This window comes from Joostella atrarenae (genome assembly GCF_021764745.1).
In the GTDB taxonomy this organism is placed as follows: domain Bacteria; phylum Bacteroidota; class Bacteroidia; order Flavobacteriales; family Flavobacteriaceae; genus Galbibacter; species Galbibacter atrarenae.
On record NZ_JAETXX010000003.1, the window covers coordinates 66,018 to 80,343 of the forward strand.

Consider the following 14,326-nt stretch of genomic DNA (forward strand, 5'->3'; position numbering starts at 1 on the left):
TTTTCAATAATATACAACCTTAAAAATCCAAACCTTTTTTTATAAGAGGTTTGGATTTTTTTATGTTCTTTGAAGACAATATCTTTACAAAAATTTAAAGTTTGAGCACAGTAAAAAAATTATCTGCGGTTATTATAACCTACAACGAGGCCAATTATATTAAAGATTGTATTGAAAGTGTTCTTTTTGCTGATGAAATTATCGTTGTAGATTCTTTTAGTACTGATGGAACTTGGGAATATCTTGAAAGTCACCCCAAAGTTACTGCCATTCAACATCCATTTGAAGATTTTACAAAACAAAAATCATACGCTTTAAGCTTAGCTAAAAATGATTGGGTATATTTTTTTGATGCTGATGAAAGAGTTACTCCAAAGCTAGAGAAGGAAATAAATTCTATTATTAATAATCCTGAGTCTAATGATGCCTATTGGAATTATAGAATCTTCATGTTTAAAAACAAACGCTTATATTTTAGTGGATGGCAAACTGATAAAGTATATCGTCTATTTAAAAAGAGTAAATGTAAGTTTATAAACGAAAGGATTGTTCATGAAACTCTAAAGGTTAACGGCTCTGAAGGATTTTTAAAAGAAAAACTAATTCATTATTCTTATAAAGACTATGATGATTATAAGGGTAAAATGCTTAAATATGGCCGTTTAAAAGCTAAAGAATCCTTTCTAAAAGGTAAAAAATGGAATATCTTTCAGCAATTCTTACGTCCTTCTTGGAAATTTTTCAACCACTACATAATAAGGTTTGGAATTCTAGACGGCACTAAAGGAATTACCATTTGCTATTTAAATGCTCTAGGAGTGTATGAGCGTTTTCGAGAGCTTAAAAGGTTAACAAAATGTTAACAAAAGAATAAAATACAAGTTTATTTAGTGAAAATATTCTACATTTGAAATATTAACCATTAAATTATACTTATTATGAAAAAAATTTTTTTTAGCCTAATTATTATCTCGTTTCTATCATGCGAAAGTGAGAGTTTAAAAGAGGATTCGATCTCTGTTGAAAGTTATAGTTCAAAAATGAAAGTATTTGACAGTTGGGTAGAATTCTCTGAAACTATGCAAAGTTTGCTTAAATTTCAATCTGATGAAGAATTTTTAGATTGGCTATCAGAACAAGATTATAATTCCTACTATAATATCGCTTTTGATCCAAAAAGTACCGAATTAGAGACGACTGATAACCTTTCTATTGAGTTACTTGCTATTTTTAATGAATCTTTAAAATTTAAAGTCGGTAATGAAATTATAAACTTTAAAAACAATGAATTTTATTCTACTAACTTATTAAATAATGAAGAAGAACTATCCACTAATATTCAAATTATAGAATTTTCTGAAGATGGAGAAACAATAGATAAATCACTATCAGACAGAACCTATTTAAGTACAGGTGAAACAGGAAGAAGCTATAAAGACTTCACTAGACAAGCATATAGAAAATGTAGTAATAATAGTTTAGTTCTTGGTAAATCTTCGAGACCAATGAGGTTTTATCAACAATTGAAAGGACTATATTTTTCTGGAACGATGGCTCTTTATGTCGAAACTAAGCTCTTTTTCAGAAATAGTAAGAATGATTTAAGTTATGCGGAAAAAGAAGAAAGAACTTACACATATGACATACATGGAACTGTAGGTATAAATGGAGGCTTATATTCTAATTACCAAGAAGTCCCTATAAATATAAATGCCACAGTATCATGTACTAGATCTAAATGGAATAGGTTTCTAATTGCAGATACATTTACAAATGGACCAAAACAATGGAATATAAATTTAAATGGTACAATAACACATTACATTAATGGAGATGCCTCATACAATAAATGGTATGCTAATTGTAATTGGTAATCCTAATACTACACAGTAAATGTTAAAAAAATCAGAAGGGTACAACATAAATAAAGTTGTACCCTTCTATTTTTTCAATTTAGCCTTCCCACCAATATAGATTAGTATTCTAAATACTCTTACATGTTTCAAAAGAAATATCAAAAGATACGGTAAGCTCTTTCCCTATAATTTTACCCACATTTGGTGACGAAAGCGTACTTAATATTAAATTTTCAGGCAAGATGACAGATCTAATGAAGGTTATTTTTATTATTAAAAGCTTTGCAAATATGATTCATGTAAATTACATAAGTTTTATTTTCCCACAATACATTAGCCATTACTGTTCCTTAATAACTACAATCTATACACTTAATTATCACTCAGTAGCAAATACTCTTTTCAAAATTAAGTCTATTCAATAAAGTTAACTAACAGTGCCTTAGAATAACTTAAATTATTGTACTTCTAAATAAATAAATATATTTTTCAAAAGGAATCATAATCATCCTTGCCTAACCACACTTCAGAAGTTTTTTATTTATATACACCTATAAGACCTACGGCTTCTGTATATCTATCTATTTTTATTCTTTATATTATTTTAAATAAATACTCATTTCTTCTTGATGTATCACCATTGCAACAACACTGTATAAATCCTTCAATAAAATACTTAGGTCTGTTTCTATTATAAGTCACTAAACAAACAGCCCTTAAAAGTAATGCTTCTATTTATCCATAATAACACTATGAAGTCATCTTAAAATACTATTAAAAATAAGTTAACTGATTAGTATTGTATAATACTCGAAATTAATAGTTTTACCCCTTATTACACTGACATTATATAACTATTCTTTGACACTGTTTCTATTGCCTTAATATGAAAGACACACTCTCCATTACCTATATCAGATAGAACTTGTAAATATCATTAGCTTATACATTTTCTTTTATCATTTTTACTTTTATAGTACTATAAAAGTAAATTTTAAAGCTAGATAAACATAATTATTACTAAAATCATACTTTTAGAAAATAAAACTCATCCCCTTCCTCAATATTCAAATATTTACGCTTCTAAACATACAACCCACTTTGAACTAAGCGTCTTTAATTTGTATTGCAAACTATATGCTTAAATATCACAATTTCTTGGCTTAAGGAAAGCTTCATAATGTTTCCCCTTATGGAATAAAAAACTCAGAAAGTATATAGATAATTGCATTATTTTTATTCTCTTAGGTATACATACAAAATCAATAACTATAAAAACTTCTCTCGGTACCATTCCACTTGCGCTTCTAATCCAGCTTCAAAACTAGTTTCTGGCTCATAAGCCAATAACTTTCTAGCCTTATCTATCAATGCAGTAGTACGTAATTGATCTCCTGGACGCGGTGGAGTAACTTCTATTTTTGCCTTAAGACCTATTATTTTTTCAATAAGTTCAATTCCTTGCTGGGTAGTATATTCAATATCAGATCCTATATTAATAATCTCTCCATTTATTTTTTTCTCCTTCCCTATCACAGCAGCCATTCCCTTTACAATATCTCCAACATACGTAAAACTCCGAGAATGCTTTTCGCTTCCTTTAAAAAGAGGAAATTCTGTCTGATCGTAAATAGATTTGATCAACTTTGTATATAACTTTTCTGGACGTTCTCTTGGTCCATAAACTGAATATAATCTTAAAGAACAAGCATTTAATTTACCCGCACGTTGTTCTCCTAAAGCCAGTTGCTCTGCAGCTAATTTTGTAGTTCCATAATAGGAAACCGGCATCGGAACAGCTGTTTCCGGTAAAGTTGCTTCTTTCCCATAAATAGAAGACGTTGCAATGTTAACAAACAATTTAAGATTAGGAGATGTTTCTTTTACCCAATTTAATAAATTCTGAGTAGCAAAAATATTATTCTGAACATACTCATTTAAACTTGTAGTTGCAGAAATACCAGGCTGTGCAGCAAAATGAAATATATAATCGAAATCTGTTGGGAGCTTTTCTTTTAAGGCATCATTTAAATCTACCTCTATAAAAATAACACCGGCTTTTTCAATATCTATTAAATTAAGTTTCTTTAATGCAGGATCATAATACGAAGAAAAATTATCGACCCCATACACTTGGTGACCTTCATTTGCAAAATATTCTGCGGTATGAGAACCTATAAAACCAACTGCACCTGTTACTAATATTTTCATTATCTATCCGAAAAATTATTTACTTGATTTATATAAAATGGGGTTCAAATTTTCATCATTATACATCTTCATTTGCTTGTAAACTTTCATATACTTATCCCCATTTTCTATATCGGTAAGTAGTTGATCTATTGAACCTGATAAATCTTGTTTTTGCTCTAATAAAACAGTTAGTTTATCTCTGCATTCCTGTGTATGTTTAGGACTTACACCCAACCTATCCACTTCTTCTCGCATATGATAAATTTTAAGAGCCAAAATGGAAAACCTGTCTATTGCCCAAGCTGGACTTTCTGAGTTTATTTGAGCATTCTCTTTTGCTTTAACATTTTTATATTTATCTAAAAAATAGCTATCAATAAACTCAACCACATCTGTTCGCTTTTGATTAGAAGCATCTATTTTTCTTTTCAATGTTAACGCATCAACAGGGTCTATATTAGGATCTCTAATAATGTCCTCATAATGCCACTGCACAGTGTCAATCCAATTCTTTAAATACAAAAGATACTCTATAGAACCTTTAGAAAATGGATTTTCACAATGTTGATTTACATTATCTTTAATATGGTAATTAGAAATACTTTTTTCAAATATTTCATAAGCAAGGTCACTAAACATAATTTTCAAATTTGGTAACAAAGATAAAATTATTATAATTCATATAAGACATGAAAAATAAACATCTTTATACTTTTTGATTGTTGGTATAGTATTTTGTCGTTTTTTTGTATTAAATATGAAACTGATTTGAAGGTATTAATAATTCAACAAAAGATGATTGGAGATGTACTCACAAGTTCTATTCTTTGTGAGAACATAAAAAGAGAAAACCCTAATTCTACTATTCACTATATGGTACATTCTCATACAATTCCTGTTATTTTAAACAACAACAAAATTGATGCTATCATCAATTTCAAACCTATTTATAGAGAAAATAAAAAAGAACTCTTTAAGTTAATAAAAAAACTAAATAATGAACACTATGACGTTATAATTGATGTCTATGGAAAAATAGAAACTAACATAATTTCTTTTCTTTTGAATGCCGATAAAAAAATTGCATATTATAAATGGTATACTAAAAACATATACACACATCCTATAAAGCGAAATACAGAATTTAATAAAGAAATAAGCAATACCATTATTAATAGATTACAACTACTTGCACCAATTTATCCAGAAAATAATATTGAAGATTACATAACAACACCAAAAATATATTTAACAGATAGTGAGAAAGAAGAAGGTAAACTCTTCCTTCTCAAAAATAACATTAATTTAAAGGTACCTATCTACATGATTTCTATATTAGGTAGCAGTCCTAACAAAAGTTATCCTTTAGACTACATGGCAGAAGTTATTGACCAAATTGCTTCACAAAATAGGAATGCAGTTATTTTATTTAATTATATTCCTAAACAACTATCTGAAGTAAATAAAATATATGAACTGTGTAACAAAAGCACTCAACAGCAAATAAAAAAAGAAGTTTATGCTCCTTCATTAAGAAACTTTTTAAGCATCTTAAATTATTGCACTGCAATTATAGGGAATGAAGGCGGCGCGATTAATATGGCTAAAGCTTTAGATATCCCTTCATTTGCTATTTTTTCGCCCTGGATTGATAAAAAAGAATGGGCTACAGAAAACTCTCGAATACACCAAAGTGTGCATTTAGCAGACTACCTCCCTAAACTATTCTTAAATGATGATTTAAAAAAAGTAAAAAATGATCATTCATATTTTTATAAAGAGTTTAAGCCTACCTTTTTTTTAAATGAGTTAAAAAAATTTATAACTAATTAAAATGAGAATACTACATATAACTACTATTGTAGAATGGAGAGGTGGTGATGCTCAAATGCTAACCACTTACAATCTAATGAAAAATTATTCTGACATAGAACAGTTTATTCTTTGTCCTGTAGGCTCTGTTTTATCAGATAAACTAAAAAAAGATGAAGTTAAATATTATACTGCTAGTCGAAAATCAAAACAATCATTCAAATTTGCACGTGAGATTTGGCGAATAGTAAAACAAGAAAAAATAGATATCATTCATGTCCATGATTCTAACGCATTTTCATTAACACTGCTAATCATTAGATTTTTACCAAACACTAAACTTGTATATTCAAGAAAAAGAAATAATCCCATAAGTAATAATTATTTTAAAAAAATCAAGTATAATCACAAAAGAATAAATCAAATTGTATGCGTTTCCAATGCAGTAAAAGATGTTTTTCGTCCTATACTAAAAAAGATGGATCATGTAGTTACCATATACGATGGAATAGATGTGAAAAAATTTGAATTAAATAAAAAAGAGGATGTTTTAATAAAAGAATACGGATTAGCTGAAGAAACCACTATCATTGCAAATATTGCAAGCTTAACAGAACAAAAAGATATTACAACTTTTATTGATGCAGTAGAGATTATAGTTAATTCTACTCAAAGAAAAATTCAATTTTTTGTAATTGGAGATGGGGAGTTAAATGAAGAATTGACAAAGTATAAACAAAAAAAAGGACTTAATGATAAAATTATTTTCACAGGCTTTAGAAACGATATCCCAAAAATATTACCGGAAATAGACATTCTTATGATGTCCTCAATTGTTGAAGGATTACCTCTTAGTATTTTCGAAGCTTTTGCTGCAAAAGTTCCTGTAGTCTCTACAAGTGCAGGAGGTATAAAAGAAGCCATTAAGCAAAAAGAAACAGGAATGATCTCACCCATCAAAGATTCAAATGCTTTAGCTCAAAATGTATTGTGTCTATTGGAAGACCCTAAATTAATTGACTATATAGTTGAGTCGAGTAATATATTGGTTAATCAAAATTTCACTTTAGAAGTAATGAAGAAGAACTATTATAAAATGTATAAAAATGTGTATAATAAATAATGACGATAGCACTCATCATAGCAACTTATAATTGGCCTCAAGCGTTAACTCTTGTGCTTGAAAGTGTTGCTAAGCAGACCTTTGTACCTGATGAAATTTACATTGCAGACGATGGATCGAAACCATTAACAAAGGAAGTAATATTAAATTTTATAAAAAAAAACAAACATCTAAATATACATCACATATGGCATGAAGACTTAGGTCACCGAAAATGTATTTCATTAAACATGTGTCTCAAAAAAATTAAATCTGATTATGTAGTTCAAACTGATGGTGATTGCATATTGCATAAAAACTTCATTGAAGACCATTCTTATTTTGCAAAAAAAAGACAATTTATTTGTGGAAATAGAGTTATGCTGTCAAAAGTCATCACTAATCAACTTATTCAGAAAAAAATTCCTCCTTCACTATTGACTTTAAATTTTGGTGGTAAATTTAATTTTAAATATCAATATCGAAACTACAAACTAGCTAAGAAAAAATCAATTACTTCAAAAAACAATAGAAAAAGTGTGCCTTTTGGATGCAATATGTCATACTGGAAAAGTGATGCAATAAAGATTAATGGCTACAATGAATTATTCTCTGGGTGGGGACCAGAAGACTCCGAGTTCACTCAAAGGCTTTCAAACGCTAATATAAATATGTTACAAATTAAACATGCAGCTATTATATATCATTTATACCATGAAATTCTTTCAAAAAATATGTTAAAGTATAATATTAGTATACTTGAAGATACAATATCAAAAAAGACAATAAAGTGTAACAAAGGAATTATTCATTTTTAGCTTAAAATATTAAAATGCAAGAAGAAATAAAAAAAACTCTTGAAGTCCTTAATAATGGTGGACTAATACTCTACCCTACAGATACTGTCTGGGGAATAGGCTGTGATGCTACCAATGAAGAGGCTATTAAAAAGGTTTATAAACTTAAACAAAGAGACGATAGCAAAGCGCTTATCTGTTTAGTTTCCGACACTAGAATGCTACAAAAATACGTCTACGAAATCCCTGATGCGGCTTATGACATTGTAGAACTTGCTGATAGACCTACCACTATTATATATGACCAACCAATCAATGTAGCAAAAAATCTTATTGCTGAAGATAATACTTTAGCTATTCGCGTTGCTTCTGATGAATTTTGCCAAAAATTAATCAGACAATTTAAGCGCCCTCTTATTTCTACATCTGCCAATATTAGTGGAAAACCAACACCAAAAAGCTTTTCAGAAATATCAAAGGAAATTTTAAAAGGTGTAGACTATGTGGTAAATTTGCATCGCGAAAAGTCAAATGGAGCTCCTTCTTCAATTATTAAAGTTGGAAATGATGCTATTGTAAAGATTATTCGTAAATAATCCGTCTGAATAAGCAATAAAATTAGGTTTATTAATAACGGATAAAATAAGGAGAGGCTCTAGAGATCTAGTGTTCATTGCAATAGGAACATCTAGAAAAAAGAAACTATCCTAAACATTTTTACAGTAAGTTAACAGATTGTGATACTGAATACTCTTAAACCCAAGTATGCTGTCTTTTGCTTTTGAATGTAATTATATTAATAAAACGAACATTATATAAAATTAATTAGTGACAGTGAAGAAACAGGGAGATTGTTAAATTATATACTTCTGAATCTTAACAAATTTAGAATTAAAAACTACTGAACACTAAACACTGAACATTAAGTGAAAAATAGTAATTACACCAAAGCGATACAAAATCCAATTTTCAAAATTATTGAAAAGGCTACTGCTTCCTTGCAAACAGAAAGCTATGTAATTGGTGGTTTTGTTCGTGATTTTTTATTAAAAAGAGGCACTCCCAAAGACATCGATATTGTTGCCTTGGGTAGTGGAATCGATTTAGCTAAAGAAGTAGCTTCTAATATTGAAAAGAAACCTAAAGTATCTATTTTTAAAAATTTCGGTACAGCTATGCTGCGATTCGATGATTTAGAAATAGAATTTGTAGGGGCTAGAAAAGAAAGTTATCATTTTGATAGTAGAAAACCTGTAGTTGAAAATGGAACCTTAGAAGATGACCAAAATCGTCGTGATTTTACAATTAATGCACTTGCTATTTCTTTAAATGAAAAGAATTATGGCGAACTTCTAGACCCCTTTGATGGTATTTCAGATCTTAATAATAAGATAATCAGAACTCCGTTAGATCCAGACATTACATATTCAGATGATCCGCTGAGAATGATGCGAGCCATCCGTTTTGCTTCACAACTTAACTTCATCATAGAAGAAAAGTCTCTTGAGGCCATTAAAAAGAACAGAGAGCGTTTAAAAATAATATCCAACGAGCGGATTGTAGACGAGCTCAATAAAATATTACTCAGTAAAAAACCTTCAATAGGATTCACTTTACTTTATAAAACGGGGCTCCTTCCTATTATCATGCCTGAACTTACAAATCTTCAGGGGATAGAAGAAAAGGAAGGGCAACGCCATAAAGATAATTTTTGGCATACGTTAGAAGTTGTAGATAACATCTCTAAAAACACGGATGACCTCTGGCTACGCTGGGCTGCCTTATTACACGATATAGGAAAAGCTCCTACCAAACGCTTTGACGAAAAGATTGGATGGACTTTCCATGGTCATGAATTTGTGGGCTCCAAAATGGTTTATAAGCTCTTTAAGCGCTTGCATATGCCATTAAATGATAAAATGAAAATGGTACAGAAGCTTGTTTTAATGAGTTCCCGACCTATTGTTTTAGCACAAGATATTGTCACCGATTCTGCCGTAAGACGTCTTATTTTCGACGCAGGAGAACACATCGAAGACCTAATGACATTATGTGAAGCAGATATTACCACCAAAAACCCTAAACGCTTTAAAAAGTATAATAATAACTTTAAAGTAGTACGAGAAAAAATTGCTGAAGTTGAAGAGCGTGACCATGTTCGTAATTTTCAACCTCCTGTTGATGGTGCAGAAATTATGGAAACTTTCAATATAAAACCTTCAAGAGAAATCGGAGTCATAAAAGAGGCTATTAAAGAAGCTATTTTAGAAGGTGAAATCCCTAATGAACATGACGCTGCCTTTGAATTTATGCTGAAGAAAGGAAAAAAATTGGGGTTAACTGCTGGCGGAAAAAAATAAATACTAATAAAAATCTGATTAAGAAATGCTTCGATAAGATCAATATGACTAGAAAAAAGTCAAAATATAAAAGAAGTATATTTATACAGGAACATTTTTAATTCTGAACCTTTTAAAAAGTGAAAAAAAACTTTAGAAAAATAGCAAAAGTAACACTTGTTTTAGTGTATTTAGTAATCATTGCTGGTGCTGTGGTTAGGATGACAGGAAGCGGAATGGGATGTCCAGATTGGCCAAAATGTTTTGGGTACTACATCCCACCAACAGAAATTTCACAATTAGAATGGCAGCCTGAAAGAGACTTCAAAAAAGGACAAGTAATTATTGTTGATGAGTCTTTAAAAATAGCCAAAGAAGATTTCACCACAGGAGATAAATATTCAGAATCTCATTGGGAAACATATACAAAACACGATTATGCTATTTTTAATCCATCACATACTTGGGTAGAATATATAAATAGATTATTTGGGGCTTTAGCAGGTTTCGGAACACTTATTTTGGCATTCGCTTCAATTAGCTACTGGAAAAAAAATAAATGGATCCCTATTTTAGCATGGCTTACTGTTCTTGGAATGGGATTCCAAGCATGGCTAGGAGCTACCGTAGTATACTCTTTACTCGCTCCCGTTAGAATAACGCTCCATATGGTAATGGCGCTCGTAATTGTTGCTTTTATTTTAATTATAATCTACCAAACAAAAGAAAGAAAAGAACGCCTTAAGTTCAATAAGTCATTCTCAGCAATGCTTTTAGCAGCACTTATCCTTACACTTATTCAAATTGTGTTAGGAACACAAGTTCGTCAATTTATAGATGAACAATCTGATGTTTTTGGAGATATGTCAAAAAATTTATGGCTTTCAAATCCGGAAATCGACTTTTATATCCATAGAACTTTATCAATTCTTGTTTTACTGGTGAATCTATATTTATACATCAGAAACAAAAAATTAAATCTTGGTTACACAAAAGTAAACTGGGTTCTTATCTTTATTATTTTAGAAATTATTACAGGGATAGCCATGTATTATTTAGACTTCCCATTTGGTAGTCAGGCTTTACATTTGGTCATCGCTTCTATACTATTTGGAATACAATTTTATTTACTAATTGAAGCACGTGCAAACAAAAACCAACTTACTCAAGACAAGGTTGTAAGATAAATACATAAGAAATCGCAGTAAATTACGTTAGAAAATCAACTACGGAATTAACCGCTTCTTAGTGGAATTCAATTGAAATCTTTGTACCTTGCAGCACGCTGAAAAATTAGAATTAATGATCTATAAATTTAGAATTATACTCGATTTAGAAGAAGATGTATTTCGAGATATTGAAGTAGAAGGAAATAACACACTTGAAGATTTTCATAATGCCGTTTCTCAAGCTTTTGGCTTCGACGGAACTGAAATGGCTTCATTTTATGTAAGTGATGAAGAGTGGAATCAAGGGGAAGAAATAGCCCTTTTTGATATGAGTGAAAGCGGAAGCGAAGTAAAACTAATGGCTGAAACTCATATTGAGGATCTATTGGATGAAAACAATAGAAACTTAATTTATGTATATGACTTTTTTAGCATGTGGACTTTCTTCGTTGAACTTGCTGATATCGCAGAAAAAGAAGACGGAAATACATATCCTAATTTACTTTATGTGCACGGACAGTTGCCAGACGCTCCTCCTGTGAAAAAGTTTGAAGCAGAAGATCTATCTGATGATAAAGATGATGATATGGACGATCTTGATATCGATGATTTCGATAATTATGATTTTGATCAGAACTGGAATTAATTCTGATAGTATTTAACCCCTATTTTGAAGTTTACCGTAAACTTCAAATTTCTAATTTTAAATTTCAACTTAAAAAATGATCAATTTATATCCAACACAAATTGAAAGTCTTTCTATTCATAGAATTGGTAATAAAAGTAAGGAAGAAGGTACTTTTTTCTCTGAAGAACCATACCGTTTAAATGATGAAATTACGGGACTTTTAAAAGAATATTTTTTCAAACCTTTCCGTGAGAAAGAAGAAAATTATTACCGTTTTGATCATGAAGTAGACTTAGAATACAACGAATTGTATAGCATGGCTTCTGAGATATTTGAAGATCCAGCTAGCATTCATAAAGTATCTAAAAGCATAGCTACGCATTTATACGATCAATCAAATCATCCGCACATTAAAAGTGGAGAAATTTATACTGCTTATCTATCTGAAGTTGTTTTAGACAATGAAAAGGTAGATGCTATTGGAATCTTCAAGTCTGAATTAAAGCACGATTTCTTAGAGTTTGAAGAAAAAGGCATGAATTTAGAAATTTTAATCCGTCAAGGAATTAATATCAATAAACTAGATAAAGGTTGCCTTATTATCAACTCAAATAAAGAAGAAGGTTTTAAAATTCTTTCTATTGATAGCAACCGTTACGATACTAAGTATTGGTTAGAAAACTTTTTAAGTGTTGATGCTTTAACAGATGAAACTTTCTTCACTAAAAAGTATTTAAAATTCTGTCAAGATTTTGCTAAAGACGTAGTATTACCTGCTGAAGACAAAAAAGAGGAGGTTATGTTTATGAATCGTGCAGTAAATCATTTTGCTAAAAATGACGATTTTGAAGAGACAAGCTTTTTAAATGAAGTGATGGATAACCCTAATTTGATTCCTGAATTTAAAAATTACAAAACAGAAAAAGGTCCTAAATATAGCATCGAAGATGTTTCTTCTTTTCCTATTGCAAACAAAGCCGTTTCTGATGCTCGTAAGAAAATTAAAAACGTCATCAATCTAGATACTAATATTCAGATAAAAATGGATTTTATAAACCCTGAATCAGCAGAGAAATTTGTTGAAAAAGGTTGGGATGAAGAGAAACAAATGTACTACTACTTAGTATATTTCAACAAAGAACAAAAGAGCTAAAAGAAATAGCTTTTCAAAATAAAAAAGGTTCCTAGATTTAAAATTTAGGAACCTTTTTTTATGACTCAAAAGTAAGAAATTAACTATTCGCAAACTCCTTTAAGCAAGCTACAACATAGTCCAACTCTTCTTTCGTATTATATTTTGAGAATGAAAACCTAACAGAAGGCCTTTTAGCATCGTCATCATTTAAAATCTCATTAAGAACATGAGATCCTGAAGCACTTCCACTTTGGCAAGCACTCCCTTTAGAACAAGCAATTCCCTTGATATCTAATTGGAACAACAACAATGCTCCCTTTTCTTCACTTAATGGCAAGCAAGCATTTACTAAAGTATATGTACTCTTTTCTTTAAAAGCACAGTTTCCATTAAATTTAACTCCTGGCAATGCTTTTTCAAGCGACTCCATAAAGTATTCTTTAAGTCCTGTTACATACTTTTGCTCTTCTTCTAAATTATCATATGCTTGGATAAAAGCCTCTTCTAAACCTACAATATTATGAAAAGGTTCTGTCCCAGCTCTAAAACCACGCTCCTGCTCCCCTCCATGTATGAGCTGTTTTATAGGAATATTCTTTCTGATAAACGCGAATCCAATTCCTTTAGGCCCATGGAACTTATGCGCAGCTGCTGTTATAAAGTCTACATTGGTCTCTTTAAGATCCCAATCCCAATGTCCAACCGATTGCACAGTATCTGAATGAAAAAAGGCATCATACTCCTTACATAAATCAGCAAAAGCATTAATATCGATCATGTTTCCAATTTCGTTATTAACATGCATAAGACTTACTAAAGTCTTTGAATCATCTTCTTTAAGTAAAGTCTCTAAACTTTCAATACTTGGTGTTCCGCACTCATTTAAAGCTACATAAGAAACTTTTATCCCGTACTCTTCTTCCAATTGCTCTACAGTATGCAATACAGCATGATGTTCAATTTTAGAAGTTATAATATGTTTAATCTCTAAATCCCTTACTGCACAACGCAAAATCATATTATCAGCCTCTGTACCTCCAGAAGTGAAAATAATTTCAGAAGGACTCGCATTTAGTCGCTTTGCAATTGTCTTACGAGCTTTCTCTATTTGTGTTTTTGCCGATCTTCCAAAACTGTGTGTTGAAGATGGATTTCCATAATACATTGCCAAAGCTTCTTGCATCTTTGCAATAACTTCCTCTCTTACCTGCGTAGTCGCAGCACTATCTAAATACACTTTTTGCATGGGCGCAAAAGTACTTTTATTTAAAATTATGCGCAATAAATTTCGTTAT

General features: G+C 30.5%; 13 protein-coding genes. 10 read left to right on the plus strand and 3 right to left on the minus strand.

What is annotated here, in order from left to right; genetic code table 11:
• Positions 1-101: 101 nt before the first annotated feature.
• A complete protein-coding gene (locus tag JM658_RS06995; RefSeq protein ID WP_236958538.1) occupies positions 102-863 on the plus strand; it encodes a glycosyltransferase family 2 protein in 762 nt (253 codons plus the stop codon).
• A gap of 75 nt (positions 864-938) precedes the next feature.
• Positions 939-1,874 carry a hypothetical protein gene (locus tag JM658_RS07000; RefSeq protein ID WP_236958539.1) on the plus strand — a complete coding sequence of 312 codons (936 nt, stop codon included), beginning with the start codon at positions 939-941 and terminating at the stop codon, positions 1,872-1,874.
• Positions 1,875-3,125: 1,251 nt separating this feature from the next.
• Here JM658_RS07000 and JM658_RS07005 read toward each other — a convergent pair.
• On the minus strand, positions 3,126-4,067 hold the full coding sequence (locus tag JM658_RS07005) for an NAD-dependent epimerase/dehydratase family protein (RefSeq protein WP_236958540.1): 942 nt from the start codon (positions 4,065-4,067) through the stop codon (positions 3,126-3,128).
• A gap of 15 nt (positions 4,068-4,082) precedes the next feature.
• On the minus strand, positions 4,083-4,688 hold the full coding sequence (locus tag JM658_RS07010) for a DUF4254 domain-containing protein (RefSeq protein WP_236958541.1): 606 nt from the start codon (positions 4,686-4,688) through the stop codon (positions 4,083-4,085).
• Between the two features lie 129 nt (positions 4,689-4,817).
• Between JM658_RS07010 and JM658_RS07015 the strand changes: the two genes are divergently transcribed.
• The 8 genes from JM658_RS07015 (at position 4,818) to JM658_RS07050 (ending at position 13,049) form a co-directional block, all read left to right on the plus strand.
• Positions 4,818-5,882 carry a glycosyltransferase family 9 protein gene (locus tag JM658_RS07015; protein ID WP_236958542.1) on the plus strand — a complete coding sequence of 355 codons (1,065 nt, stop codon included), beginning with the start codon at positions 4,818-4,820 and terminating at the stop codon, positions 5,880-5,882.
• A 1-nt stretch (position 5,883) separates the two neighbouring features.
• Entirely contained in the window at positions 5,884-6,984 is a 1,101-nt protein-coding gene (locus JM658_RS07020; protein WP_236958543.1) for a glycosyltransferase family 4 protein, read from the plus strand.
• Positions 6,984-7,781: a glycosyltransferase family 2 protein gene (locus JM658_RS07025; protein WP_236958544.1), complete on the plus strand. Its 798-nt coding sequence runs from the start codon at positions 6,984-6,986 to the stop codon at positions 7,779-7,781. Before JM658_RS07020 ends, JM658_RS07025 begins: the two co-directional genes overlap by 1 nt.
• 14 nt (positions 7,782-7,795) lie before the next feature.
• Entirely contained in the window at positions 7,796-8,356 is a 561-nt protein-coding gene (locus tag JM658_RS07030) for an L-threonylcarbamoyladenylate synthase (RefSeq protein ID WP_236958545.1), read from the plus strand.
• 330 nt (positions 8,357-8,686) lie between these two features.
• Positions 8,687-10,120: a CCA tRNA nucleotidyltransferase gene (locus tag JM658_RS07035; RefSeq protein ID WP_236958546.1), complete on the plus strand. Its 1,434-nt coding sequence runs from the start codon at positions 8,687-8,689 to the stop codon at positions 10,118-10,120.
• Between the two features lie 119 nt (positions 10,121-10,239).
• A complete protein-coding gene (locus JM658_RS07040) occupies positions 10,240-11,286 on the plus strand; it encodes a COX15/CtaA family protein (protein ID WP_236958547.1) in 1,047 nt (348 codons plus the stop codon).
• A gap of 115 nt (positions 11,287-11,401) precedes the next feature.
• Complete coding sequence (locus JM658_RS07045) at positions 11,402-11,914, plus strand: plasmid pRiA4b ORF-3 family protein (protein WP_236958548.1); 513 nt, start codon at positions 11,402-11,404, stop codon at positions 11,912-11,914.
• A 76-nt stretch (positions 11,915-11,990) separates the two neighbouring features.
• A complete protein-coding gene (locus tag JM658_RS07050; RefSeq protein WP_236958549.1) occupies positions 11,991-13,049 on the plus strand; it encodes a nucleoid-associated protein in 1,059 nt (352 codons plus the stop codon).
• A 79-nt stretch (positions 13,050-13,128) separates the two neighbouring features.
• Here the strand turns inward: JM658_RS07050 and JM658_RS07055 are convergent, their stop codons facing one another.
• The gene (locus JM658_RS07055; protein WP_236958550.1) at positions 13,129-14,277 is read right to left on the minus strand and encodes a cysteine desulfurase family protein; all 1,149 of its coding nucleotides are present in this window, start codon (positions 14,275-14,277) and stop codon (positions 13,129-13,131) included.
• Between the last annotated feature and the right edge of the window lie 49 nt (positions 14,278-14,326).

What these genes read in the sequence shown, in the direction of transcription:
- JM658_RS07000 (WP_236958539.1), top strand. Translation starts at nt 939, where the DNA reads ATGAAAAAAATTTTTTTTAGCCTAATTATTATCTCGTTTCTATCATGC.
- JM658_RS07005 (WP_236958540.1), bottom strand. Translation starts at nt 4,067, where the DNA reads ATGAAAATATTAGTAACAGGTGCAGTTGGTTTTATAGGTTCTCATACC.
- JM658_RS07010 (WP_236958541.1), bottom strand. Translation starts at nt 4,688, where the DNA reads ATGTTTAGTGACCTTGCTTATGAAATATTTGAAAAAAGTATTTCTAAT.
- JM658_RS07020 (WP_236958543.1), top strand. Translation starts at nt 5,884, where the DNA reads ATGAGAATACTACATATAACTACTATTGTAGAATGGAGAGGTGGTGAT.
- JM658_RS07025 (WP_236958544.1), top strand. Translation starts at nt 6,984, where the DNA reads ATGACGATAGCACTCATCATAGCAACTTATAATTGGCCTCAAGCGTTA.
- JM658_RS07030 (WP_236958545.1), top strand. Translation starts at nt 7,796, where the DNA reads ATGCAAGAAGAAATAAAAAAAACTCTTGAAGTCCTTAATAATGGTGGA.
- JM658_RS07045 (WP_236958548.1), top strand. Translation starts at nt 11,402, where the DNA reads ATGATCTATAAATTTAGAATTATACTCGATTTAGAAGAAGATGTATTT.
- JM658_RS07050 (WP_236958549.1), top strand. Translation starts at nt 11,991, where the DNA reads ATGATCAATTTATATCCAACACAAATTGAAAGTCTTTCTATTCATAGA.
- JM658_RS07055 (WP_236958550.1), bottom strand. Translation starts at nt 14,277, where the DNA reads ATGCAAAAAGTGTATTTAGATAGTGCTGCGACTACGCAGGTAAGAGAG.